This is a genomic window from Zobellella maritima, from assembly GCF_003075035.1.
In the GTDB taxonomy this organism is placed as follows: domain Bacteria; phylum Pseudomonadota; class Gammaproteobacteria; order Enterobacterales; family Aeromonadaceae; genus Oceanimonas; species Oceanimonas maritima.
The window spans coordinates 110,309-136,833 of the sequence record NZ_QCZE01000001.1 but is presented as its reverse complement, the minus strand read 5'-3'; the positions used below and the strand labels follow the sequence as shown (position 1 = coordinate 136,833).

Genomic DNA, 26,525 nt, shown 5'->3' with positions numbered 1-26,525 from the left:
GTTGGAGTCCCAACGCCCGCACTGTTAGCGTCACTGCGCCGGGTGACCCTTATTTCTTGTCGTCTTTGACTTCTTCAAACTCGGCATCGACCACGTCGTCGTCGGCCTTCGCCTTGCCCGCATCCTGGGCACCGGCGTCAGATGCCTGGGCCTGCGCCTGGGCCTGGGCGGCCTCCATCAGCTTTTGCGACACTTCCATCAGGGCCTGTTGCTTGGCTTCGATGTCGGCCTTGTCTTCGCCGCGTACGGCGGTTTCCAGGGCGCTCAGGGCGCTCTCGATGGCGCTCTTGTCATCGGCAGCCAGGGCATCACCGGCTTCTTCCAGTTGTTTGCGGGTGGCGTGTACCAGACCATCGGCCTGGTTACGGGCCTGTACCAGCTCTTCGAATTTCTTGTCTTCCGCGGCATTGGCTTCGGCGGCACGCACCATGGCTTCGATTTCTTCCTCGCTCAGACCGGAAGACGCCTGGATGGTGATCTTCTGCTCCTTGCCGGTGTCCTTGTCCTTGGCGGACACATGCAGGATACCGTCGGCGTCGATATCGAAGGTAACTTCGATCTGCGGCAGGCCGCGCGGCGCCGGACGAATGCCTTCCAGGTTGAACTGGCCCAGAGACTTGTTGTCGCCGGAGCGCTTGCGTTCACCCTGCAGTACGTGGATGGTCACGGCAGACTGGTTGTCGTCGGCGGTGGAGAACACCTGAGACTTCTTGGTCGGGATGGTGGTGTTCTTCTCGATCAGCGCAGTCATCACGCCGCCCATGGTTTCGATACCCAGCGACAGCGGGGTCACGTCCAGCAGCAGCACGTCTTTCTTGTCGCCGGACAATACCGCGCCCTGGATGGCGGCGCCCACGGCCACGGCTTCATCCGGGTTTACGTCCTTACGGGGCTCTTTACCGAAGAAATCGCTGACCGCTTTCTGCACCAGTGGCATACGGGTCTGACCACCAACCAGGATCACATCGTCGATATCGGATACGGACAGGCCGGCATCCTTCAGCGCGGTTGCAACCGGACCCAGGGATTTTTTCACCATGTCCTCGACCAGGGATTCCAGCTTGGCGCGGGTCACCTTGATGTTCAGGTGCTTGGGACCGGAAGCATCGGCGGTGATATAAGGCAGGTTCACCTCGGTCTGCTGGGCGGAAGACAGCTCGCACTTGGCTTTTTCGGCGGCTTCTTTCAGACGCTGCAGGGCCAGCATGTCGTTGCGCAGATCAAAACCCTGCTCACGCTTGAACTCTTCCACCAGGTAGGTGATCAGACGGTTGTCGAAGTCTTCACCACCCAGGTGGGTATCGCCGTTGGTGGCCAGTACTTCAAAGGTCTTTTCGCCTTCCATATCATCAATTTCGATGATGGAGATATCGAAGGTACCACCACCCAGGTCATACACAGCTACCTTGCGGTCGCCCTTGGTCTTGTTGACGCCATAGGCGAAAGCGGCCGCAGTCGGCTCGTTGATGATCCGCTTGACGTCCAGACCGGCGATACGGCCGGCGTCTTTGGTGGCCTGGCGCTGGGCATCGTTGAAATAGGCCGGTACGGTAATAACCGCTTCGGTCACCGCTTCGCCAAGGTAGTCTTCGGCGGTCTTCTTCATCTTTTTCAGCACTTCGGCAGAAATCTGCGGCGGGGCCATTTTCTTGTCTTTGGCGCTCACCCAGGCATCACCGTTGTCGGCGTTAATGATGCTGAACGGCATGATCTTGATATCACGCTGTACTTCTTCATCTTCGAAGCGACGGCCAATCAGACGCTTGATGGCGAACAGGGTGTTTTTCGGGTTGGTGACCGCCTGGCGTTTGGCGGGCTGGCCAACCAGGGTCTCACCGTCGTCGGTATAGGCAATGATAGAAGGAGTAGTACGAGCACCCTCGGCGTTTTCAATGACCCTCGGGGTATCCCCGTCCAGGATGGCAACGCAAGAGTTAGTGGTACCCAGATCGATGCCGATGATTCTACCCATAAAATCCTCTCTAAATTTCTTGAATACGGTAATACGCGTTTTTACATTTTTGCTTTAGTGCCTATATGTGGTTGCCGCTTTACGCTTTCAAGACAGGCATCACAATTTTTTAGGCACTCATCCGTTTTTATTGAGCCACTTATGCCTCGGGTGCCTTGGTGACCATCACCATGGCAGGGCGTAGCACACGGCCATTGAGTTCATAACCTTTCATCATCACCGCCAGCACCGAGTTGGGCGCCAGTTCGGCATTTTCGACCATGCTCATCGCCTGATGCTTGTTGGGGTCGAAAGGCTGGCCCTGGGGATCGATCTGGGCCACACCAAATTTTTCCACCGTGCTCAGCAGCGACTTCAGGGTCAGCTCAACGCCTTCCATCACCGCCTTGAAGGCATTGTCTTCTTTATCGGTATGCTCCAGCGCCCGCTCCAGGCTGTCGATCACCGGCAGCAACTCGCCTGCAAATTTTTCCAGGGCAAACTTCTGCGCCTTTTCCACATCCTGGGCGGCACGACGACGGATGTTCTCCATCTCGGCCAGGGTGCGCAGGGCATTGTCTTTCTCGGCGGCCACGGCGGCTTCCGCCTCGGCCAGTTTTGCTTCTAATTCAGCCACATAAGCTGCATCCGGCTGTTCTGCCTGAGTATCTTCAGGCTCGACAGAGGTCGTTTCCACCGTCACTTCTTCCTGCTCGGGGGCCTGCTCTGTTTCAACCTGGTGCTTTTTGCTGCTCATGTCGTCTCCCATCTGTGTTATTCAACTTTTGCCTATATGGGGCCTCTGATTAGAGTTTCAAGTCTTGAATTGCACGGCTAGAATAGCCAGCAACGAAGTCCGCCAGGGAATTGCGCTTGCGCACCCGTCACCAGCCAGGCATATCGCAACTATGGAAACCAGCTTCAATACCATTGCCCTTATCGGCAAACCGGATCACCAGGGTGCCAATCAGACCCTGGTCGCACTGCACCAGTATCTGAACCAGTTCAACCTGAATATCGTTATCGAGCGGCGGGTGGGCGAACAGCTCAACCTGGAAAATGTCGAATTGCTGGAAATGGTCGAGCTGGGCGAACGGGCCGATCTCGCCATCGTCGTGGGCGGGGACGGCAATATGCTGGGTGCCGCCCGGGTACTGGCCCGTTACGACGTGGCGGTGGTCGGCGTTAACCGGGGCAACCTGGGGTTCTTGACCGACTTGTCGCCGGACAGCTTCGAGGAATCCCTCGAACGGCTGCTGTCCGGGGATTTTCAAACCGAATACCGCTTCCTGCTGGAGGCCCAGGTACACAGACATGGCCAGCTCAAGGCCAGTAACACCGCCATGAACGAGGCGGTGTTGCACCCGGGGCAGATTGCCCACATGATCGAGTTCGAGGTCTATATCAACGGCAACTTCATGTACAGCCAGCGGGCCGACGGCATGATAGTGGCCACCCCCACCGGCTCCACCGCCTATTCGCTTTCGGCGGGCGGCCCTATCCTCACCCCCAACCTCAATGCCATGACGCTGGTGCCCATGTTTCCCCACACCCTGAGCTGCCGGCCCATCGTCATCGACGCGGACGCCCATATTAAACTGATGGTCGCCCCCACCAATAAAACCGATCAGATGCTGGTGAGCTGTGACGGCCATGTATCGCTGGCGGTACAGCCGGGCGATGAGATCCATATCAGCAAAAGCCCTTACAAGCTACGCCTGCTGCACCCCCGAGGTCACAGCTACTTTGATGTACTGCGCAGCAAGCTGGGCTGGGGCAGCAAGCTGTTTTGACCCTGAGTGACCCCGGGCGAGCATTAGGCGGCGCGACTCGCGGCGGTTTGTGGGAGGCGTGCCCCCGCGGCGATGGGCCACAGGCCATAAAAATGTAGTTACAGGAGGCCCGACCCGGGGCAATGGGCCACAGGCCATCGAAAATTTTCAGATTTCCTGTGGGAGGCGCGACCCCGCGGCGAGTTGGCCGAAAGGCCATAAAGATGTAGCAAACCCGCGCCAAGAACGATAACCCCACTTGCCATCATCGCGCCGCTATGGCTTCAAGGCCAATAAATATCCTGCGGATATTATCGCACCGGAGTCGCCGCACACTGGGTCGCAGCTCCCACAACAAACCCAATGTCCGGCACTTGCCACTGTACAAAAGCCCAGTATACTGTATCAACATACAGCACATTTCCGTTCGGGGATTCATCATGTTGCTACAGCTCACCATCAGCAATTTTGCCATTGTTTCTTTCCTGGAACTCGACTTACGGCCGGGCATGACCAGCATTACCGGCGAGACCGGAGCCGGCAAGTCCATCGCCATCGATGCCCTCGCCCTGGCATTGGGTGATAGAGCCGATGCAGATTCAGTCCGTCCCGGAGCCGAAAAAGCCGATATCAGCGCCCGTTTCCGCATCGATAAACTGCCCAAGGTCAAGGCCTGGCTGTGCGCCCAGGAGCTGGATGAACAGGACGAATGCATACTCCGCCGGACCCTGAGCCGGGAAGGCCGCTCCCGTGGCTATATCAACGGTACGCCCGTGCCGCTGGCACAACTCAAGGCCCTGGGCCAACTGTTGGTCAATATTCACGGCCAGCATGCCCACCAGGAGCTGCAAAAGCCCGACTACCAGCGTACCCTGCTCGACGCCTATGCCGGTCACCATCAGCTGCTGCAAGAGGTCAGCCGGGGCTACCAGCACTGGCGTCAGCTCAGTAACGAGCGCAAACAGCTGCAGGCAGAACAAAGCCAGTGGGAAGCCCAACGTCAGCTGCTGCAATATCAGGTGGCCGAGCTGGATGAACTGGCCCTGGCCGACGATGAGTTCCCCACCCTGGAGGCCGAACACAAGCGGCTGGCCAACGGTGCCGAGCTGATTAATGACTGTCAGCTGGCACTTAATATCCTGGGCGACGGTGAAGAAACCAATGCCCTCTCCCTGCTGCAACAGGGGCTGAAGACCCTGATCGATCTCAGCCAGATGGATGAGCGCCTGGGCCCGGTGCTGGAGCTGGTACAGAACAGCCTGATCCAGCTGGAAGAAGGCCATAGCGAACTCAACCGTTATTTCGATCGGCTAGAGCTGGATCCCGAGCGTCTGTATGAAATTGAAGCCCGCTTGAGCAAGGTGATGGAGCTGGCCCGCAAGCACCATGTGCCACCGGCCGAGCTGGCCGCCTTCCATCAGGATATTCGCCGCCAACTGGAGCAGATGGAACAAAATGACTCCCGGCTGCATGGCCTGGATGAAGAAGTAGCACTGGCGAAAAGCGAGTTCCTGCAGGCCTCGGAGCGACTGAGCCAGAGCCGGCAGCGTTATGCCGAATCGCTCAATACACAGATCACCCAAAGCCTGCATCAGCTCAGCATGGAGCGTGGCCGCTTCGAGATTCGGGTGACCCCGGATGCCGATACCGGCTATAGCCCGCTCGGTATCGACAGGGTCGATTTCCTGGTCAGCACCAACCCCGGACAGCCGATGAGCCCACTGGCCAAGGTCGCCTCCGGTGGCGAACTGTCGCGGATCAGCCTGGCCATCCAGGTAATCACCGCCCAGAAGGTGGAAACCCCCACTCTTATATTCGATGAAGTGGATGTCGGCGTAAGCGGTCCTACCGCCGCCGTGGTAGGCAAGTTATTACGCCGGCTGGGTGAATCCACCCAGGTGGTGGTGATCACTCACCTGCCCCAGGTGGCAGGCAATGGCCATCAGCACTTTTTCGTTAGCAAAAGCAGTGACGCCAACGATACCCAGACTCATATGCACGAACTGGACAACCCCAGCCGCCTGCAAGAACTGGCCCGCCTGCTCGGCGGCAACAAGATAACCAGCAACACCCTGGCCAATGCGCGAGAACTGCTGATGGATGCATAGCTGGCCCGAGCCCAGGGCGAGTTGGCCACAGGCCATCGAAGATCTTCAGATTTACGGTGGGAGGCGCAACCTCTCGGCGAGTTGGCCGCCAGGCCATAAAAAAATGGGTCGCCGCCCCCGGGTCACTGGCTCAGGCCATTAAATATCCTTCGGATATCATCGCCGCACCGGCCTAAACCAGCCTTCTCGCGGCACCGATCACGATATCAATGGCCTGTTGCTCGGCTTTTTGCATGGTCGTGTCGTCTGGCGTTTCTTGCTGGGTTCGATTCACGATCACCCCGGCCACACAGCCGGCCTTTAACCCCTGGCTGGCGCACATGGTAAACAGGGTAGCCGACTCCATTTCGTAGTTGAGCACCCCCATTGCCTGCCACTCTTTCATGCTGCCCTGATATTTCCGCAGCACCCGGGCTGAATGGGTGTCATAGCGCTCCTGTCCCGGGTAGAAGGTATCCGATGAAGCGGTAATCCCCACATGTGGACTCACACCCAACTCCCGTGCCGCGTCTACCAGGGCGCAGGTACAATCAAAATTCGCCACCGCCGGAAACTCCATCGGCGCAAAATGGCTGCTGGCGCCATCGAGCCGTACCGAGCCCATGGTCACAATCATGTCACCCACCTTGATGTGAGGCTGGATGGCGCCGGTAGTACCGATACGCAAAAAGGTAGTGACCCCCAGCTGGGCCAGTTCTTCTACCGCTATAGAAGTAGAAGGCCCCCCAATACCGGTAGAGCACACCACGACAGGTTTGCCATCCAATTCTCCCAGCCAGGAAGTGAACTCCCGCTTACTGGCCAGATGGCGTGGCTTGTTCAGTCCCTCGGCAATACGTTTCACCCGCTCGGGATCACCGGGAATAATGGCCAGGGTAGCGCCCTCTATATCCGCCTTGGTAATACCTAAATGAAAAACCTGTGTGTTCATCCTACATTCCCCGCAACAACAATAATTAGATGTGAAGATACTAGGCCAGTCTTACTCAAATGGCCACGACAAGGCACACTGAACCAATGACCCGTTTTTTGGTCTCTCTTTTACAAGCTAATCGCTAACCGCTATCATGCCACCCAAGTCACACAGGAAACAATGCTCCCTATGCAGCTCAAGACCTTGATTTTACCAGTACTTTTATCACTGCCTCTGGCTGGCTGCGGCCTGGTTTATAAGGTGGATATTCCCCAGGGTAACTACATAGAAGAGAAGCAGGTCGCCCAGCTGCGCCAGGGAATGACCAAGGAGCAGGTACAATTCCTGCTGGGCAATCCCATGAGCCTGGACGGCTTCAACAACGACAGATGGGTATATATGTATTACTTCCAACCAGGCCGCGGTGACAAGGAACAGAAACAGCTGATCCTGGAGTTCGTCAACGACGGCTTGGGGACGGTTAGCGGCGACTTCCCGTTACCGGAGGCCTTCTACCAAGGCATTTGATGTTCAGGGCCTGGGAGCAAGCTACGGAGAGCTGTCCCGCCCCTGTCAGTTTTTCGTTCTTTTAGGATCCGGACGACCACCGGTGACCTTGTCTGCCCGGCCTTCGGCCTTGGCCTGCTCGGCCCGGCGGCGGCGAATATCCTTGGGGTCAGCCAAAAGAGGCCGGTAAATCTCGATACGATCACCATCATGCACCCGCTGATCCAGCTTGGCCTGACGACCAAATATGCCCACCATATTGGTGTCCAGGTCAATTTCCGGGTAATGCTGTAAAATCCCCGAATTCTCGATTATCTGACGTACCGGCTCATCCGCCATTACCTTCAGGGTAAGCACCGTCTGCTTGTGAGGCAGCGCATAGACAACCTCAACCCGAATAAGATTCACTGCCGTAAACCTCCCGTGCCCGCTCACTAAACGCATGCACCATGGCATTGGTTAACTCTTTAAATATACCGCCAAAGGCCATCTCAACCAGGCGCGAGGTAAACTCAAAATGCAGTTTCAACTCGACCTTGCAGGCATCAACATCCAGGGGGGTGAAGGTCCAACCGCCGGTCAGCGATTTAAAAGGACCATCAACAAGCTCCATATGTATCTTGCTGTCCTGCTCAAGGCGATTGCGGGTTGTAAATGTCTTGCGGATCCCGGCCTTGGCCACCTCAAGGGCCGCGGTAATGGAGTTCTCTGATTCCGACAACACCCGGCTGGCAACACACCCCGGTAAAAATTTGGGGTATGCATCCACATCATTGACCAGATCATACATCTGTTTCGCACTGAACATCACCAGTGCGCTACGGGTAATACTCGGCATAACCACTCCTACCACTAAAACCCCCGGATTTTATCACCAATGATGCCCCCTCACACAACTAACATCGCTTAAAAAACAAGCGGTTGCCAAGTAGCCAATTCCAAAGCACCCGCCGGCACCGTATAATGTCGCCACTATGACAAAAAACAACGCCAAGAAAAAATCCACTTCCAGCACCATTGCCCTCAACCGGAAGGCAAGGCACGAATATTTTGTAGAAGAAAAATTCGAAGCCGGTCTGGAACTGCAAGGATGGGAAGTCAAAGCGATGCGCGCCGGCAAGGCCAACATCGGTGACGCCTACGTATTCCTGAAAAACGGTGAAGCCTTTTTGTTTGGCGCCACCATAACGCCACTAAACGTCGCCTCAACCCATGTGGTCTGTGACCCACAGCGAACCCGCAAGCTGCTGCTGAAAAGACGCGAGCTGGATCGCCTTGCCGGCCTGACCGAACGCGAAGGTTATACCCTGGTGCCCCTGGCCCTGTATTGGCACAAATCCTGGGTAAAGGCGGAAATCGGCCTGGTGAAGGGCAAGAAATCCCACGACAAACGCCAGGATGTGAAGGAGCGCGACTGGAAGCGGGAGAAAGACCGCATGATGAAACATAAATCCCGCTAAGGCTTGTTATCAGGCGGTGATTACCATATCATGAAGGTTACTTGGGGCTGATTCAGGATTCGACGAGATTCTCGAACTCCTAGGTGCATGCCGAGGTGCGATAGGCCTCGTTAAACAATCGCAAAAAAATAGTCGCAAACGACGAAAACTACGCACTAGCAGCTTAATAACCTGCATAGAGCCCTTCTGCCCTAACTTGTCTGTGACTTAGGGAATCGGAAGGTCATCCTTCACAGAATCGCGTGGATGCCGTGCCTGACGGTTGAAGCGTTAAAACCAATTCAGGATAGTCATTCTGTGGCGTGTCTGTCCGCAGCAGGTGGCGAATTTAATGACTGACTAAGCATGTAGTACCGACGACGTAGGTTTTTCGGACGCGGGTTCAAATCCCGCCAGCTCCACCAATCGATTGGAAAGGCCCCGCAAGGGGCCTTTTTGTTTTGTATCAACCAGTTAATATCCATCCCAGTTATCAATTAATCCCTTTCATCCTGTGTCAATATCAGGCAAAGCCTCTGCTCCACCGACCCGCTTCAAGCATATCCGTGTGATGTTCAGCCCCTGACATCTGATAGCCAAAGATGGCGGGAATGCCAACATGGCAGGAGCCGTTGTTGGCCCTGTCAGCTGATGCTCGCAGGAGAGCTCCCTTTGCCCCCTGATGCGACAGCGTCGCCTGTTAACACCGTCATCGGACAACGCTGTGTTAAAGAAGAGGCAACAAAGAAAGTCCAGGCCTTCTACTCCAAGACAAAACGTTAAAATTAGATTCATAAGAGACACTCATCGACCTTGATCATTAAAACTCACGGCACACCCCAGGGGGATTGTCCAATGTAAATAGGTCCTGTATGACTACTACCGGATTTAAATAGCCACTCGCGCATATGGGTGCGGATAACGGCTGCGACAGGAAACCGCTTTTCATGCCCCACCTTGTTACCCATTTGGCTATGACCAAGGCTTATATAGTGCAGTAACAGAGATACCTAACAACTTAGATAATTGAAAAATAAAAGAACTTGACAAATCCCACCTAAATCCAAGCAAAAGCAATAGATTCAAACTAACATTAACAAGTGTATGAAAAAGGAGCAGGCAATGAGACAGCGGCCACCTTGACGCAGTCGAGGATACAAGGAATGGAGGACACCAGCCCTTTACCTCGACTGAAGCACATGGGAAGTGGGCACCTAAAATGGATAAAGCAATTCGTTGGCTGTTTCGTCAACCGCGAAAGATCAAGCGGTTAATTATTTTAGCAGTGGATATAATATTTATAACGTTGGCTTTCTGGTCTGCTTTTATTGTCAGGCTGGAAAGCCTGGAACAGGTTAACTCTCCTAATCACTGGTGGGTACTGATGGTTCTGGTGCCTGTCTCTTTATTATTCTTTATCCGGCTGGGGCTATATAGAGCCGTACTACGCTACCTCGGATATCATGCCATTATGAACATGTTATTCGGCATCGTCATGTCTGCAGTGGTAATGGTACTTGTCAGTAATTATTTAGATGCTTTTCTCCCCCGTTCGGTACCTGTTATTTACTCTGCCTTTGCTTTTATATTGTGTGGTGGTGTTCGCAGCTCGGCTCATGCGATTTATAACAAAAGTACCGAGTGGAAAAAAACACCTGTCATCATTTACGGTGCGGGTGACGCTGGACGCCAACTACATATCGCCTTCCGGCTGGGTAACGAATATCGCGCTGTAGCATTCATTGATGACAATAGTGCATTACACCGTAGCTTGCTACATGGAGTGACCGTATATCCTCCATCTAAAATACCCTGGCTTGTCGAATACTTTGACGCAAAAAAACTGCTGTTGGCAATGCCTGGCATTACCCGTCAGCGCCGGCGAGAGATTGTAGAAGGGCTGGAGCATATCCATTTGGAAATACTCTCCATCCCCGGCATCGCAGATATTGTGAGCGGTAAGACAAGGATTAATGACTTGCGTGAACTCAGTATAGAAGAATTGTTGGGCCGCGATCCTGTTGCCCCTTTTCCTGAGTTGATTTCCGCAAACATCCGCGACAAAGTCGTCATGGTTACCGGTGCCGGTGGGTCAATTGGCTCGGAGCTGTGCCGACAGATAATACAACAAAATCCCAAAATTCTGGTGCTGTTCGAGATGTCGGAATATGCCCTTTATATGATAGAGCAAGAGCTTTCCGGCATATGCCAGCGCAGCGGTTTGAAAGCCAGGGTCATGCCGTTACTGGGTACGGTACAGCGGCAAAGTAGATTGGAAACGGCCATGCGAACTTTTGGTGTACAGACGGTATACCATGCCGCCGCCTTTAAACATGTACCTATGGTTGAATATAATGTCGTGGAGGGAGTGCGCAATAATGTATTCGGTACCTGGCGGGCAGCCGAAGCTGCCATTAACTGCAAGGTGGAAACATTTGTACTTATCTCCTCCGATAAGGCTGTACGCCCCACCAATGTGATGGGAACCAGTAAGCGCCTGGCGGAACTGGTATTACAGGGCCTGGCTTTACGTCAAGACGGCCCCCGCTTCAGTATCGTGCGTTTTGGTAACGTACTCGGCTCATCAGGATCTGTGGTGCCACTTTTTAAAAAGCAAATCCGCTCCGGAGGGCCCATCACTCTTACTCATGAGAATATAACCCGTTACTTTATGACTATCCCCGAAGCTGCCCAGCTGGTAATCCAGGCAGGCAGCATGGCAAAGGGGGGGGATGTATTTGTTCTGGACATGGGTAAGCCGGTACGTATCATAGACTTGGCCCACAAGATGCTTTATTTGATGGGCTATAGAATAAAAGACAAACATAACCCTGGAGGTGATATAGAAATAAAGATAACCGGACTACGCCCGGGCGAAAAATTATATGAAGAACTGCTTATCGGTGGCGATAATAAGCCAACTCAACATCCTCGCATCAGAACATCAAATGAAGCATACTTGCCATGGGATCAAGTTGCCAAACTATTAGCCGAATTGCATACTGCTTGTGATCTCTATGACTTGTTTCGTATCCGCGACTTGTTGATTAAAGCGCCGACCGAGTTTCACCCTCAAGATGGTATTTGTGATCTAATATGGATGGAAAACAATGAAACCAAAGATATAATCAACCCGCATGATAACAAACAAAAAATGAAAACTTCACCATCCAATAATAAAAACACTGAGCAAATAGAAGATGAAGAAGTTATTCAGCTAAGCAGAAGGTATCTATAGAAATAAAAAAAGCTCTAACAATATACTCTAAAACAGTTATTAATATATTACCCCCATCATCTTTGGGCTTGCCTCAGCACCTCATCTAATACAACACAGGTCTTGTCTATCTCCTCAACCTTAAGAGTTGGATGAACTAAAAACATAAGGCTCGTTTCACCCAACCGTTTTGCATTGGGCAAACGATTGGCCGGCCTCCAGGGAGTATTATCAAATGCCTTCTCCAGATACACCTCTGAACAGCTGCCTTGATAACAAGGTACACCACGGGCCACGATTTCATCGATGATACGATCACGACTCCAGCCCGGAGCCAGCCGTCCTGGATTGACAAAAATATAATGCTTGTACTCGGCAGGTTCGACATAACCGGGAACTTTTACTGTCTCTACTGCGCTATAACGACGGGCTACCTGATCAATACGTGCGCCGTTAGCCTGCCGGGCAAGCGTCCAGTCGCGCATTCGCCTGAGCTGAATCCGGCCAATGGTCGCCTGTATTTCCATCATTCGCCAGTTGCTACCGAAGCTCTCGTGCACCCAGCGGAAGCCTGATTGATGCCCGCATCCGCAGACGGCTTCATAGCTTTTACCATGATCTTTATAGCTCCACATCCTGGACCACAATGCACGGCTGTGGGTCGTGACCATGCCTCCCTCACCGCCGGTCGTCATGATCTTGTCCTGGCAGAAAGACCAGGCACCAATATGACCAATACTACCTACCGAGCGGCCCTTGTACCTGGCACCGTGGGCCTGAGCACAATCTTCTATTACATAAAACTGGTGTGCTTCTGCCAGGGCCATAATAGCATCCATTTCAGCCGGCATGCCCCCCAAGTGTACGACGATAGCGGCTTTAGTATTGGGGGTAAGTACGGCCTTTATGCTCTCTGCGGTAATGCTTTGGGTATTGAGATCGACATCGGCAAAGATCGGATTTGCTCCGGCAGAGACAACCGATGATACAGAGGCTAAAAATGTACGAGGGGTAACGATAACATCATCACCAGAGCCTATCTCCAACGCTTTTAACGCGGCATCGAGTGCCAAAGAGCCGTTTGCCAACGCGACGGCATAATCGGTCCCCACCCAGGCGGAAAATTCCTTTTCAAACTGTCGGCATTCCTGACCTGTCCAGTAGTTAACTTTATTGGAAAGTAAAACCTGGCTTACCATATTGGCTTCGTCTTCAGTGAAGCTGGGCCATGGAGAAAATGGTGTATTTATCATACCGTCCCTCTATTATAAACATGGTAATTAACGACTAAGCTTGGCACGATATAAAGGGAAAAATGAACTACTATCTATAATATTACGAGTTAGCTTTCTATATTCACATTCATCCAAGATAATCTTAATTAGCCTAAAATTTTCAACATGCTTTGAAAAACCAAGTTTAAAATTAAAAAGTGAGTCTTCACAACTACCAACCCCACCACCAAGACAAAAGTACCTATAGCCCAACGCCATTGCATCTTTTCTTACCTGATCAAACATCAACTTAGTGGGTGACAAATTATTGAACCCCGGTTTGGTTCCTCCCAAGTGATATTGAACCACCTCTCCGCAAAACATAAACAAACCGCTACATATAACACAGCCATTATACTCACACGAGTACAACCTTGTACTAAACCCTTTTGACCCTATTAACTTAGAGTAGTAAGCATCATTAAAAAAATAAGAATCAGAAGCAGCTAGTGACTGCATTGTTGCATTGTAGTTGTCTATAAAATCAGATAGCCTGGGGTGACTATTATCGAAATGACACACTATGCCCATCTTATTAAGCTTATTGATGCCTCTCTTATGATTTGAGCGATAACATCTCAGCTGCTCCTCTTCAGGTTTATCTAAATCTATAATGACAACTTTGCCACTGCAACATGAATATTTTTCAAGGCAATGATCAACATACAAGGGGTGACATCTTGAAAAAATACTGACATATTCACTTTCAATTAAAAAAATCTTGAATGCTCGCCATACTCTCTCAATATTTAAGGCATTAACATCACCATATAACAAGGGGCCAGGATATCCGTAAACAGACGTCAAATCCTTCTTGTCACTGCCATAAATTGAACGCTCCAAAAGCGGAAAAACCAAACCTATAGAACCGATATAAGTATCGAATAAAATGGGTTCCCCTTCTCCATTTGAACATGAAACACTATGGTATTCCCATGTATGATAAAAGTCATAATTGGTACACTTGGATAATGCTTTATCCCAACCAACTTTATCATTAATTATGTTTACTGAGTTCATTTTAACCAACAACCAAAAGTCTTAAATATAAAATCAGTCTTTATCACCACCTTTAAAAAAGCTCACTGTCACATGTCCTTTTTCTGAAATACCATCACGTACCAACACTTTTTTGATAGTTAAAATAATTATTTTAACATCAAGAAAGAAAGAGTGGTTATCGACATACCAGACGTCCATCTTGAGTTTCTCATCCCAAGTGATCGCATTACGCCCATTTACCTGCGCCCAACCGGTGATACCCGGTCTTATTTCGTGTCGCCGGGATTGCCTTTCACTATATAAAGGCAAGTATTCCATCAGTAGTGGCCTGGGTCCAACCAGGCTCATATCACCCTTTAATACATTCCAAAATTCTGGTAATTCATCCAGGCTGGTCGAGCGTAAAAATGAACCCAAGGGTGTCATTCTATTTTTATCTGGCAATGGATTTCCTGCTGCATCTACTATCTCCCGCATGGTTCGAAATTTAACTATCTCGAAAGGCTTACCCGTTTTTCCTGGCCTTAGCTGTTTGAACAATACAGGAGACCCCATATTCCATTTAATCGCTAAACAAACAATAAAAAAAACCGGAAACAATGTAATCAAAGCCAGAAGTGATACAACCATATCAAATACTCGCTTAACCATGACACAAGCTCCATTATTAAAAAGCTAATACACCCACTACAATTGAGCATCCATCACTTCCACGTGTTATCAGCAGCTGTTGAGGATCTCTTTGGAACAGCACGTAAGATACTTTCCACTGGTTTCGTGTTCGGATCATTAACATTTATTGCAAGCACTTTAAATTCATCAACGATATACATTAATAAAGCGTAGATAAATATGACAACACCGAGCATTTCAAAAAACTCTTCGCATGTATATAGCAATGCATAAAAAAGGCTTCCTCTGCCATACATCTCAACATAGCTACCTGAAACCATTTCAAAACCTATAGCACCGGAAACAAACACCAAGCCTGATACAAAAAATAGCACTATGGTATTTCTGGGCAACCTTATCAAGAACCTAATATAAAACAACAATAAAAAAACCAAAGCCAAACCATACGGAATAACCCATGAAAAATAAAACAATCCTGTCATATCAAATGACTCCCGAATAAATCGCGACAGCCTTTCATGGATTGAAAACATCTCATCGAAAGATAAAAACAAGAAAATCGCGGTCAACCCCAGCCAGTAAAAACAAGGATAGGAATTCACTCTGTGAGCCATTGCAATAACAAACAACAAAAAGCCTGATAAGAAAAGAGCAGCCGAAGAATAAATGGCTGGTATATTTCTCTCTCTATCAAAATTAAACAACTTAACAAAACCATTGATATATTGATTATTAATATAGAGTGAAGATATTACCCCCAAAACATTTAAGAGCAACAACCCTGTTATAATCCACAACAAACCAATCAATACGTTTCTTGGGTATATATCAATATTCATTCACCCACCCTCCTGACATCTTAATGATGTAAAAAGCAATTTTACGACAGGTACAACTGATATGATAACTGAGAGAAGTACCTCTCCATGTAGATAAAAAATCATAATTCTAAAACAGCCCCACCGCGCCAGGAACGAAAAATGCGCCTTAAGCTACGAAAAACCTAGGTTCGTATACTGTCTTCAGCAGCACAATTAGGAAGCGTTTCTAAAGATCCCAGTCAAATATCATGCTCAAGTATAAAAGAGTCGTAATTGAGTTATTTTTTCAGCCCCATATCTGACAACATAATGCTATTTACCATATGTACATCATATTTTTCTTCAACTATTTCTCGGGAACGCTGCCCCATTCGGGCCATCAATTCAGGATGAATAATAAATTGCTCCATCGCCGAAATTAACTCAGCCACCCCTTTAACCGGCACCAAAAATCCATTATCGCCCTCTTTTACAGTTTCACGACAGCCAGGGGCATCCGTAGTGATCACCGGGCGGCCCATGGCCATGGCCTCCAGCACGGTCCGCGGCGTTCCTTCCCGATAAGAGGGCAGCACATAGACACTGCACCCTGCAATCGCTTGGCGTACGTCACTCAATTTACCCAAATACACGACTGTTCCCTGCTTAACCCATGTATCCAGTTCCTTTTGGGTAATGGCATCAGGGTTATCGTCTATCCAGCCTACCAGCTGGAACTGAACTTGTGGAAAATGCTGTTTTACCTGTTCGGCAGCAAGCGCATATTCCCTTACTCCCTTATCTCCCAATAAACGGGCAATGAGTAAAAAACAGGGTGAACTGGGAAATGGTGCCTGCCTATACTCGACCACATCCACTCCAGAGCCGTTTATAATACATGAGGGTACAGCAGCCGGCAGGATACCTTGCTGCCGAAAAAGCCCTTCATCGTCTGGATTTTGAAAGAAAGCCTTTTCGACCCACTCAAGAGCAAAGCGATACAACAACTGGACAACGGCCTTGATCAAACCACGCCGCCCGCCATAACCTTCACCGGTAAAGGCATAGCCCAGCCCGGTAATCAAGACAAAACGATGGGGTATCCTGGCAAGCCAGGCCGCTAGTGAACCATATATAACAGGCTTGGCCGTGTAGCCCAGTACATAAGTCGGCGCTATACTTCTCATGAGTTGGTATAGCTCAATGATGGATCCCAAATCCACCACTGGATTTATTCCTGTTCGTTGCAGGCCAATGGTATGCACAATTACATGTTTGTCTGTGAGTGTATGATATATCTCGTTGGTTTCAGCCAGGTCAGGCACAGCCACATGTACATCTAATCCCTTATCCAACAGGGCGTCAATCAAAGGTCCACGAAACTTTATAAGGGAATCCGGGTAGCTGGCAATAAGTAGAAAAACATCAGCCATCATCGACCACCCTCGAACTTTTTAGATTTGTTTTCATTTAGGAAAGTGTTACTTTGGCTCTAAACTAAAACACACTACAGTTACAATATGAGATAGACATAAATAACATTTCTATAACCCACATTGAAAATCACAAAGCATTCACCAAGCGTGTTATTTACACTCAGTCCCTGCCATACCTGTCAGAAAACCGTATGATATCATCCTCTCCCAAATAGCTGCCTGATTGCACCTCTATCATTTCCAGAGGAATTCTGCCTGGATTTTCCAAAGCATGAATCACTCCTACCGGTATATAGGTGGATTGATTTTCCGTTAGTAGTAGTTCTTTATCACCATTGGTGACCTTCGCTGTACCGGACACCACTATCCAGTGTTCAGCCCTGTGATGATGTATCTGAACAGACAGCTTTTCTCCCGGCTTTACGGTAATGTGCTTCACCTGGTAACGGGCACCGGCATCGATAGAGTCATATTTTCCCCAGGGGCGATATACTTCGCGGTGTAAATCCGATTCACCCCGTCCAGCCTTTTTAAGTTGGGTCACAATGCACTTAACATCCTGCACCTTGTCTCTAACCGCTACCAAAACTGCATCTTTGGTTTCGATAACCACAGTATTCTCAATTCCCACCGTCGCTACCAGTCTGCTGCCGGCGTAGACCAGATTATTATCACTGTCGTGAACCAAAGCATCGCCCTTGATGACATTACCCCTGTCATCCTTTTCGCCGATATCCCAAAATGCCGACCAGGAACCTACGTCACTCCAACCGGCCACCATGGGGACCACTACAGCATCAGTGGCCTTTTCCATTATTGCATAATCAATAGAGTCTTCCGGACAATGAGTAAAGGCGTCCTTGTCGACCCTGATAAAGTCAAGATCTGTCACTGTATTCGCCATGGCTTTTTCACAAGCTGAAAGGATGTCCGGACAATGAGCCTTGATTTCTTCCAGATAACGGCTGGCACGGAACATGAACATTCCACTGTTCCAGTAATAGTCTCCGCTCTTCATATACGACTCGGCAGTTGCCAGGTTTGGTTTTTCAACAAATCGGCTTACAGCATAGCTGGACTCGTCTGCCAACAGTTCACCACGTTTTACGTAGCCGTAACCTGTCTCCGGGCTGGTAGCAACAATGCCGAAAGTAACCAGTTTGCCTTGTTCTGCCAATGGCAAAGCTTGCTTGATAGCCTTGCCGAAGGCGACCTTGTTTTCAATCATGTGATCGGAGGCCAGGATAAGCAATATAGGATCATCGCCGTCTTCCCCTGCCTTTAAAGCCGCCAAAGCGACAGCAGGAGCCGTGTTTCTGGCTACGGGTTCAAGCAAAATAGCGGGCATTTTCGATAGCTGCCTCAACTGTTCGGCCGCAATGAAACGATGCTCCTCGTTACAGATGACAATACCTGGTCCACAGGGAAGTCCCTGCAGGCGAGCCATGGTTGCATTAAGCATGCTTTCGCTGCCCATCAAGGGCAAAAACTGCTTGGGATACATGGCTCTGGAAAGAGGCCAGAGACGGCTGCCGGTACCACCGGCAAGAATCACAGGAGTAATCATATAAAATCCACCGTTAACAAACACAGTTACTGTTGATGAAGCCTGGCCTTAAATCACCGATACAAATACCGCAACATTAAGAGGAAGAGGTCAGGGTCCAGTAAACAGACCCTCGCGCCTGGGCCGGAAAATGCGCCTGCCATTCCCGTATTCCCGCCATGCGTGGCGGTCAGTGGCGCGGCGGCGCCCCCAAGGATGGGTTTATGGCGAGTCTGCGTTCGAGCCTGATTTCTGTAGCAGAATTAGGAACAGTTATTTAAAACCAATGTATTTTTTACAATCCTGAACTTTCCGCTTTTTTCTCTTGGTATACTGGAAACACGCTCAATATTAACTACCATATTCATTCCTACCCGCACCTTAATCGCTTTCAAAAACCTCGCCTCTTCCTTTTCATCGAATCTTGAGGAGCAGACAACCTTTACATTAATTTCATTTTCATGGCATTGGATAACTTGAAAACAAATCAACCCATAAATGTTTTTTGTACAATTACTTATATTACCAAGGTTAATTTTTCCGTTCTCAGGTGACCATATAAAGTCTGTACTCCTACCATCAATACTTTCAACCACCGGAAAAGGGGACCCACATGGGCATTTATAATCATTGGGGGCCAATTTGATTCTATCACCGATTCTATACCTAATTAATGGAGCACCATGTGTGGTAAATGAAGTAACCAACATCTCACCTTCTGTTGCCGGGTTCATTTCTTCATCTACCACTTCGAAAAAACCGCTTAATGGGTGAATGTGCATAGAGCCGGATTTACATTGAAGAATAAACGGGGCCCCTTCTGATGATGCATACTGATCAACAATCTCGCACCCTAAAACATCAACAATAACTTCACAATGGTGAGGTAAAACAGTTTCAGCCGTCGAGAAGAAGACTTTGACAATACCTTTTGCCTTAAGTCCCCTTTTCAAGGCAAATTTACACAAATCATACACACTGGATGGTGACCCCACTATAAATTCAGGCTTGAATTCGCGAAAGGCACGACAATAAATATCAAAGTTATCTTCGCTAATATGAAAGCTTGAAAAAAATCTAATTTTATTTATATAGTCATCTCGGTAGCATATTCCACGTTTCAAATCTTTAGTCTGAACTAACGTTCTACCACTAAACCAGGCAGTACGCTTTCCTAGTTTATATCCATACTTAGCTCGAAAGTGGTCAATCAATGCAAAACGCTCCTGCATATCTGGATAAGTATAAACCACCTTCATCGATGCACCGGTAGTCCCCCCCGTATAACTAACAATGGATTTTCTATCTGGAACTGTTCTGATCGTTTCAAAATTATTGATCAGCTCTTCTTTTTCCAATACAGGAAACTCATTCAATGACTTTCCTTTGAATTTTCTATACCACTCAGAGTCTGATGTCGCTGTTTCTAAAAATATTTTTAAACGCCTCCTGGCCTCTTCTTCGACCAGCTTTATATCCGCCCTATCGAAAAGAGCATAATAATCCCTTAATACCTTATATTTTCCTGCATGCCGAACTTTATATAAAAAGCTATTGTACACGCTAATAGCCATGTTCTGGATTAATAATGGCGCATACTTTAAAATAAACTCCTTCATGATTTCCTAACCTCCTGGTTATATCACAACAGCCATATAGCGCAACAATAACACCCAAAAAAGTCAGACCGCGGTAAAATCGCTAATATAAATAACTTTCTATACAGTTGTTTATTTTGAAAATCAAACTCTTGATAGTGGAATTCTTCTCCCTCTTACCAAGTCAAAAAGAAACAGCAGCATACCAATCGGAAGGTAAACAAGAGGAGGTCGCCACTCTTTCTTCATGGCAATACGAGAGGATTTGAAGCGCCACCAGTTAATAGCCGCCCGAGCCTTAAATGGAAAATCATCATGCGCTTTGTACTTCACCTCTGTGACATAAAGGGTAGAATTCAATGATTTATATCTATTTATTATACTATTAGTACTTAAGCCATCACTCTGATACTCACAAATGTACCCACCATAGTTTATAAACCTTGTATTAAAACGTTGCCCATACCATATATACAAGGGTGCCTCTGCCATAAAATTCTCACCGTCATATGATGGAAAGCAAAATCCCTCAAGGCAGCTCTTGTTAAACACCTCGGCCTTATCTCCTTTTACTTTAAATAGCTCCCTATCTAAAAAATCATTTAACCCGTCAGGAAAAGGATCACCTATCACCTCGCCACTTTCATACACCCTCAAAAATGAAAGTGAGTTATAATTAAAGTCATTGCTGGTCAATTCTGATATTATCTTATCGATACAGTCATTTCTAAGCCAGTCGTCACTATCCAAAACAAAAATCCATTCTCGATCCGCCTTAATAAACCCAACATTAAGAGCCGTATGTTTTCCACCGTTGTTTTTTTTAATATATCGAACAGGAAATGGCGAATCTTTTTTGAATTCGTCAATAATTGACTCGGTATTGTCATCACTGCCATCGTCAACCACCAACCACTCGAAATCATGTGTGGTCTGTTCAAGTAGTGAATAAAACAACCGGGGCAAAGTATGTGCTCGATTATAGGTCGGCGTTAGAATGGTAACCATTGAAAATACTCCTTGTTATAATCCAGCATGAGTACTGCATGAAAAGCCACTGTGATAATAACAAGCTGATCACGCATACCCTTCATGTAACTTTTTGAAAGATAAAAATAAATTAAATAAGGCACAATAAACCAGGAGATAGAAGCCAGCCTATCCGCATACGGAATAAAACACAGCAAGAAATATGAAGTTGAAAGAAGACAATAAACTTTAATCATCTCATCACTAACGGCTAAATCAACCTTCCGTCTAACATACAAAACCCCGAGCAAAGGCATAATAGTAAAGAGAGTAAAATCCAGTCTAAACCCCGTGACATAGTTCAATAGTAAAAAACTGCCATTCAAACGGTAGTTAGTATCAAAATATACTCCAAACCCCAGATCCTCAATGATATCCTTTGGAATAAAAGCTGTAACTACCGCCTCGCTCAAACCAAACATGGCAATAGTCACAGCCCCTCCAAGCAACCACAGCGCCCAAGCAATATGTCTTTTTCTGAAAAAAACATACCAGGCAATAACAGAAAAAATTGGAATCAAAAATGCCGAATGGAATAATACCGAGGAAAAAAGAATCATTATTCCCTTGACTGTCTTTGGCTTTTCCTGATCCAACAGACAGGTTAAGCCCCAGAGCATAAATCCGGATGCAATTCCCTGCTTAAAAATGTTACCCAGACCGCTTAGATAAAAAGGATATAGCAGATACAGCATCATCAATACGGCAGCATCAACCTTGTCGAATCGCTCCCGAAAGGATAGATACAATGGAACGACGCAGAAAACATATACCATCGAGAAGAAAAAAGCAGAATCTGTACTGACAAGTGCGGTTAGCCAGTTTAACAGGGCAAACCCCAATGGCACTTTATCGAAGCTAAGCAGCTCATCTAAACCAAGTCCAGCAATGAAATCGAGTTCCAGGACATAACGCCCTGGATCTCCCACAGGCTCGCGAAAAACCAATATCATCCACAGCCAAATCACCGAGATAAATACATAAAGGACCATTCCCTCCCTGGCAAGTTCATGGTCTTTTTTTATAAAAAAAACGATAAAAAAAACACCAATTAAACTGTAAAAAACAAAATTTAAAAACATATAAGTCGGCCGTTCACGTAATTGCCTTTACATGGGGAGAAAATAATAACTGATGCAAATACCGTCCTCATCGATCCAGAATTAAGGTAACTCATCAATATTTTTCCAGAACATCCAGTAGATTCTGCGTGTATTGACGCCAGCCGCACTCGGTACGGGCCCGCTCCTGACCCAAACGTCCCTGCTCGTTTACTTGTTCGGGTCTGTTAAGCAAGGTTTCGAGGTGCTTGCCAAAGGCCAGGCTGTCATCCTGATCGATCAGCCAGCCCCCCCGCCCCTCCCGGACGGCATCGGGTATGCCCCCGGCTCTGGTCCCGACCACCGCCAGACCGGCAGCCTGCGCCTCGAGAAACACCATCCCGAAGCCTTCCACACCACGCAGGGCTTTATCTTCGCGGGTGCACAGCACAAAAAGGTCTGCCGCCTTATAAAGCAGGGGCAATGACTCATCTGCTACAAACCCCAGCCAGCTGATAGAGGCTTCCAGACCAAGCTCGCTGGCTCGCCGTTGCAGCGCTTTCAGGTGCCCCCCCTTACCCGCAACCACATAATGCAACTGCCGGCGCTGCTCTTCTGTTAAGGCAACCAGAGCATCCAGTACGACATCATGCCCCTTGTAGTCATCGATGCGAGAAACACTCAGTAACAGGCGCTTGTTTTGAGGCAGACCCAGCCGCGCCCTGGCCTCGTCCTGTGTCAACTCAACATTGAAATGTGCGGTATCGACACCCGGGTTTACCACGGCGGTAGTGGCATCGACTGCTATCGAGCTGACCAGATGTTCTGTATAGCGACTATTGCAGATCACACAGCGGGCTGAAGCCAGCACCTTCTTGCGCAGCCAGGCTTTCAGCCTGAATGTCATTCCCTGGGGATACGGCATGACCTCATTGCCATGGGCCAGTACATACAGATTTCGTCGCCCCAACAGCCAGGCCAAGGTTGCCTCCGGATTCCAGACCGTGGTGATGATCCTGATGTTTTTGGGGCGGGAAAGCAGATAACGCAACAAAGCAAACTCACGCCAGATTCTGCTGCGTGGCAGCTCGACTGTGGCCAACTCGGGACGGGGCAGCCCCTCCGAGGTGGCATTACCGCCAAGGGTACAAACCTCTACCGCCACTCCATCAGCGGCAAGGCCCGATGAAAACGCCGCCGCCAACCGGCTGATTCCACCATCATTGGGGGGATAATCGTAGCTCAAAAGAACAAGGTCATTCATCACCTGCCTCAACCCTTTATATATCCGACAGCCAACCAAGGCTCCGAGGTAAACCTAAATAACTGTTCCTAACTGTGCCTACAGAAATCAGGCTCGAACGCAGACTCGCCGTAACTCCCTCTTGTTGCGGAGTGTCTGCTTATCGAATCCTGAGTTCTGTCTCGACATTATGTGGCATTAGTAGCAGCCATTTAGATAAAAACACAAAATTAATCACTTCACTTATTCACCCACAAAAAAGGAATAATATCTTTCCTTAAAAAGTCGCCCATAAACATAAAGGAAAACAAGATATATGACACAACACCAGCGAAAACCTTCAGCACCAAGGTGGCCATAAAACCAAGAACAAACAACTCACAAGCATACTCAATAATAAGTACAGAAACTGCCATCAAAAAAAGACAGGGGGCAACAGGTAAAACACATAAAACAGTTTCTTTGAGAGACAACCCCGAAACCCTGTGAGACAACCAGAGAGAAAAGGATATAATACCAAACCCCATTACAATCCCATTCACCCTCGCAATGGCCAGTGTTCCCCACGGCGCTGCAAAATAAAAACAAACACCAAGAATAAGGCCAGCAATCACATTGAAGTAGAGGTAGGCTTTTGCCTTGCCCGCTGCGGTAAAAAGCCAACTAGCAGCATTATTGATTGGCTGCGCTATGCTGATAATGCTTAACCACATAAAGATAGGTACCGTGGGCTGCCATTGAGCGCCATATATGATAAAAACCATTTCATCGGCTGTCAGTATCAATCCTAGCGCCATAGGGCAACCAACAAACAAGGAGAACTTAATGCCTTTTCTAAACACAGCAGCAAAACGTTCTTGATCATCGTTTATAACCGAGAGTGCTGCCACCATCACCTTTGTCAGCACTCCCGAACTGAGAACACTTGGTAACAACATTAAAAAATATGCCCGATTATAAAACCCAAGGGCTTCCGCCCCCCAGTATTTACCGACAAGGACACTATCCAGACTACAGGCCAAATAATTAAAAAGCCCGCTTGTAGCCATTAGCCCACCAAATGTGACCAATTTACGAGTGCCCACATCTTTCCTTGGGAAAAAAATGGTAATACCACTCATGGGAAATGCCAACAGCGCACGTACAGCTGCATTCACCACGCTTTGAATAACCAGGGCCCAATAGCCTGCCCCCCAAAAGGCACTGACCAGTGCAGCAGCACAACCAGCAATGATGGAAAAAACTTCGATCTGGGCTGCAGCTTTGTAATTCATGGTGCGGTTCAGCAATGCAATGGGTTGAGCGGCGGAGCCACTCAGCAGGAAGCTGACACCAAGGACGGCCGTGATTCCTATAAGCTCCTGCTCACCGTAGAAACTGGCTACACCGGGAGCACCCAATATACAAATACCCCAGAGCAATAGGCCAACACCGGTATTTATCCAGAATAGATTGCTGATTTGATCCTTGCTCAGCTGCTGGCTCTGGATGGTGGCCCAGCTCAGGCCCATATCGGAAAATATCTGCAACAAGGCCGTAAGGGTAGCGACCATGCCTACCAGGCCAAAATCACCAGGGCTTAGAAGACGTGCCAATACCGCCGTCGTTCCCAAACTCAGGACATTACGGGCAATAATCTGCACGGCAGACCATTTTATTCCCTTGCGGGCCTTACCGGCCATATCGGCTTTATCTACATTAGTCACATAACCGTTTTCGGTCGCAGACTTTACTTTGGTCATCAATGGTTTGCTCTAGAGTCTAATATTCCAAAGCATCGCCTTGATATCAACCTCATCATATCATCAACAACCTGTTTTCTCCGGTGTGCCATGACAATCACTGCACCTGCTTGAATACGCTTTACCGCCGGGCATTAAAGATCCCCTTTAATATTTTTTACATACCAGGGCATGGCTTGCCCGAGACCGTCACCAATACGGTGGGTTGGAGTGTAGCCCACTTTATCTCTGGCTTTACTGATATCTGCCTGGGAATGTCGAATATCACCGGCACGAAAACCTAGATAGTCAGGTGTTTTTTCATAGAAAACACCACAACCGGCCAGGGCCGATTTAAGGGCATAAAATAGGGCGTTAAGTGAGGTTCTATCTCCCACGGCCACGTTGTATACGGTGTTTTTAGCCTCATCCGGGGCGGTAGCCGCCAAGATATTCATTTGTACAACATTTTCGACAAAGCAGAAGTCGCGACTGGTTTCACCATCGCCATTGATGTACACAATTTCATCTTTTATCATGGCTGCCGTCCATATCGGGATCACTGCAGCATAAGCACCATTGGGATCTTGTCGTTGACCAAAAACATTGAAATAACGCAAACCTATACTATTAATACCATATACTTTTGAAAATACACCTGCATATAACTCGTTAACATACTTGGTCACCGAGTATGGTGACAGTGGATTACCGATATGCTCCTCCTTCTTGGGTAACGTGGGATGATCTCCATAGACGGAGCTACTGGAAGCATAAATAAAACTTTCAACTCTCGCTTCTCTGGCTGCATTTAATAAATTTAAAAAACCATCGACATTAACGGCATTGGTAGCAACAGGGTCAGCAATACTACGAGGGACTGAGCCCAAGGCGGCCTGATGGAGGACGTAATCAACACTCACTATCAGTTCTTCTCCTGAAGAGCCCAAGTCTTTTTCACCCTGTTTTTCATATAAGGCCCCAGGATAATACATTGCACACTGACAATCTGTCTTGCTACATATATCACCCTCTATAAAGTGAAATCGCGCCCACTGGACAGGACCAACTTGCTTTTCGACTTCATTAAGATTATGTGCATAGCCGGTTGAAAAATTATCCAAGCCTACAACATACTGATTTAGCCTCAACAAGGATTCGAGTAAATTAGAACCGATGAACCCGGCGACTCCGGTAATAAGCCACACTTTTGGATTGGCTTGAAGGTCTTTCTGGATTTTCCCATAACGAGTCATGGCAACCCTCTTTATATATAAATAACTGTTCCTAAATGTG

The 26,525-nt window shown here is 48.4% G+C and carries 22 protein-coding genes and 1 other RNA gene; 6 read left to right on the top strand and 17 right to left on the bottom strand.

Annotated features, from left to right (window positions below; translation table 11 throughout):
* Positions 1 to 49: 49 nt before the first annotated feature.
* Together dnaK and grpE are read right to left on the bottom strand one after the other, a co-directional pair.
* Positions 50 to 1,972, bottom strand: a complete 1,923-nt coding sequence (dnaK, locus tag DCS96_RS00600) for a molecular chaperone DnaK (protein WP_116472452.1) — start codon at positions 1,970 to 1,972, stop codon at positions 50 to 52.
* 139 nt (positions 1,973 to 2,111) lie between these two features.
* Positions 2,112 to 2,708 (bottom strand): nucleotide exchange factor GrpE, encoded by a 597-nt coding sequence (gene grpE / locus DCS96_RS00595; RefSeq protein WP_116472451.1) that lies wholly within the window; start codon positions 2,706 to 2,708, stop codon positions 2,112 to 2,114.
* A gap of 151 nt (positions 2,709 to 2,859) precedes the next feature.
* On the opposite strand from grpE, the gene nadK reads away from it, so the two are divergent.
* The gene (nadK, locus tag DCS96_RS00590) at positions 2,860 to 3,744 is read left to right on the top strand and encodes an NAD(+) kinase (RefSeq protein WP_116472450.1); all 885 of its coding nucleotides are present in this window, start codon (positions 2,860 to 2,862) and stop codon (positions 3,742 to 3,744) included.
* 419 nt (positions 3,745 to 4,163) lie between these two features.
* Complete coding sequence (gene recN, locus DCS96_RS00585; RefSeq protein WP_116472449.1) at positions 4,164 to 5,831, top strand: DNA repair protein RecN; 1,668 nt, start codon at positions 4,164 to 4,166, stop codon at positions 5,829 to 5,831.
* Positions 5,832 to 6,003: 172 nt separating this feature from the next.
* On the opposite strand, the gene udp is transcribed toward recN, so the two are convergent.
* On the bottom strand, positions 6,004 to 6,762 hold the full coding sequence (udp, locus tag DCS96_RS00580; protein WP_116472448.1) for a uridine phosphorylase: 759 nt from the start codon (positions 6,760 to 6,762) through the stop codon (positions 6,004 to 6,006).
* A gap of 171 nt (positions 6,763 to 6,933) precedes the next feature.
* On the opposite strand from udp, the gene DCS96_RS00575 reads away from it, so the two are divergent.
* Complete coding sequence (locus tag DCS96_RS00575) at positions 6,934 to 7,272, top strand: outer membrane protein assembly factor BamE (protein WP_116472447.1); 339 nt, start codon at positions 6,934 to 6,936, stop codon at positions 7,270 to 7,272.
* Positions 7,273 to 7,317: 45 nt separating this feature from the next.
* Here DCS96_RS00575 and DCS96_RS00570 read toward each other — a convergent pair whose 3' ends face one another.
* Positions 7,318 to 7,659, bottom strand: a complete 342-nt coding sequence (locus DCS96_RS00570; protein ID WP_232818150.1) for an RnfH family protein — start codon at positions 7,657 to 7,659, stop codon at positions 7,318 to 7,320.
* Entirely contained in the window at positions 7,640 to 8,089 is a 450-nt protein-coding gene (locus tag DCS96_RS00565; protein WP_116472445.1) for an SRPBCC family protein, read from the bottom strand. Before DCS96_RS00565 ends, DCS96_RS00570 begins: the two co-directional genes overlap by 20 nt.
* A 136-nt stretch (positions 8,090 to 8,225) precedes the next feature.
* Between DCS96_RS00565 and smpB the strand changes: the two genes are divergently transcribed.
* From smpB to DCS96_RS00550, 3 genes are all read left to right on the top strand, one after another.
* On the top strand, positions 8,226 to 8,711 hold the full coding sequence (gene smpB / locus DCS96_RS00560) for an SsrA-binding protein SmpB (protein WP_116472444.1): 486 nt from the start codon (positions 8,226 to 8,228) through the stop codon (positions 8,709 to 8,711).
* Between the two features lie 43 nt (positions 8,712 to 8,754).
* Positions 8,755 to 9,115, top strand: a transfer-messenger RNA (tmRNA) gene (gene ssrA / locus DCS96_RS00555).
* A gap of 794 nt (positions 9,116 to 9,909) precedes the next feature.
* Positions 9,910 to 11,928, top strand: coding sequence for a nucleoside-diphosphate sugar epimerase/dehydratase (locus DCS96_RS00550; protein ID WP_116472443.1), 2,019 nt, complete (start codon positions 9,910 to 9,912; stop codon positions 11,926 to 11,928).
* Positions 11,929 to 11,984: 56 nt separating this feature from the next.
* Here DCS96_RS00550 and DCS96_RS00545 read toward each other — a convergent pair whose 3' ends face one another.
* The 12 genes from DCS96_RS00545 to DCS96_RS00490 form a co-directional block, all read right to left on the bottom strand.
* On the bottom strand, positions 11,985 to 13,160 hold the full coding sequence (locus tag DCS96_RS00545) for a DegT/DnrJ/EryC1/StrS family aminotransferase (protein ID WP_116472442.1): 1,176 nt from the start codon (positions 13,158 to 13,160) through the stop codon (positions 11,985 to 11,987).
* A 27-nt stretch (positions 13,161 to 13,187) separates the two neighbouring features.
* Positions 13,188 to 14,201, bottom strand: coding sequence for a GNAT family N-acetyltransferase (locus DCS96_RS00540; protein WP_116472441.1), 1,014 nt, complete (start codon positions 14,199 to 14,201; stop codon positions 13,188 to 13,190).
* A gap of 33 nt (positions 14,202 to 14,234) precedes the next feature.
* The gene (locus DCS96_RS00535; RefSeq protein WP_116472440.1) at positions 14,235 to 14,834 is read right to left on the bottom strand and encodes a sugar transferase; all 600 of its coding nucleotides are present in this window, start codon (positions 14,832 to 14,834) and stop codon (positions 14,235 to 14,237) included.
* 53 nt (positions 14,835 to 14,887) lie between these two features.
* Entirely contained in the window at positions 14,888 to 15,655 is a 768-nt protein-coding gene (locus tag DCS96_RS00530) for a hypothetical protein (RefSeq protein WP_116472439.1), read from the bottom strand.
* Between the two features lie 260 nt (positions 15,656 to 15,915).
* On the bottom strand, positions 15,916 to 17,052 hold the full coding sequence (locus tag DCS96_RS00525; RefSeq protein WP_198649889.1) for a glycosyltransferase family 4 protein: 1,137 nt from the start codon (positions 17,050 to 17,052) through the stop codon (positions 15,916 to 15,918).
* Between the two features lie 160 nt (positions 17,053 to 17,212).
* Positions 17,213 to 18,619: a mannose-1-phosphate guanylyltransferase/mannose-6-phosphate isomerase gene (locus DCS96_RS00520; protein WP_116472438.1), complete on the bottom strand. Its 1,407-nt coding sequence runs from the start codon at positions 18,617 to 18,619 to the stop codon at positions 17,213 to 17,215.
* 242 nt (positions 18,620 to 18,861) lie between these two features.
* Complete coding sequence (locus tag DCS96_RS00515; protein WP_116472437.1) at positions 18,862 to 20,217, bottom strand: phenylacetate--CoA ligase family protein; 1,356 nt, start codon at positions 20,215 to 20,217, stop codon at positions 18,862 to 18,864.
* A 123-nt stretch (positions 20,218 to 20,340) separates the two neighbouring features.
* Positions 20,341 to 21,204 (bottom strand): glycosyltransferase family 2 protein, encoded by an 864-nt coding sequence (locus DCS96_RS00510; protein WP_116472436.1) that lies wholly within the window; start codon positions 21,202 to 21,204, stop codon positions 20,341 to 20,343.
* Complete coding sequence (locus tag DCS96_RS00505; RefSeq protein WP_116472435.1) at positions 21,189 to 22,307, bottom strand: EpsG family protein; 1,119 nt, start codon at positions 22,305 to 22,307, stop codon at positions 21,189 to 21,191. Before DCS96_RS00505 ends, DCS96_RS00510 begins: the two co-directional genes overlap by 16 nt.
* Positions 22,308 to 22,401: 94 nt before the next feature.
* A complete protein-coding gene (locus DCS96_RS00500) occupies positions 22,402 to 23,529 on the bottom strand; it encodes a glycosyltransferase family 4 protein (RefSeq protein WP_116472434.1) in 1,128 nt (375 codons plus the stop codon).
* Positions 23,530 to 23,747: 218 nt separating this feature from the next.
* On the bottom strand, positions 23,748 to 25,250 hold the full coding sequence (locus DCS96_RS00495; RefSeq protein ID WP_116472433.1) for a lipopolysaccharide biosynthesis protein: 1,503 nt from the start codon (positions 25,248 to 25,250) through the stop codon (positions 23,748 to 23,750).
* 134 nt (positions 25,251 to 25,384) lie between these two features.
* Positions 25,385 to 26,485, bottom strand: a complete 1,101-nt coding sequence (locus tag DCS96_RS00490; RefSeq protein ID WP_116472432.1) for an SDR family oxidoreductase — start codon at positions 26,483 to 26,485, stop codon at positions 25,385 to 25,387.
* Positions 26,486 to 26,525 lie beyond the last annotated feature (40 nt).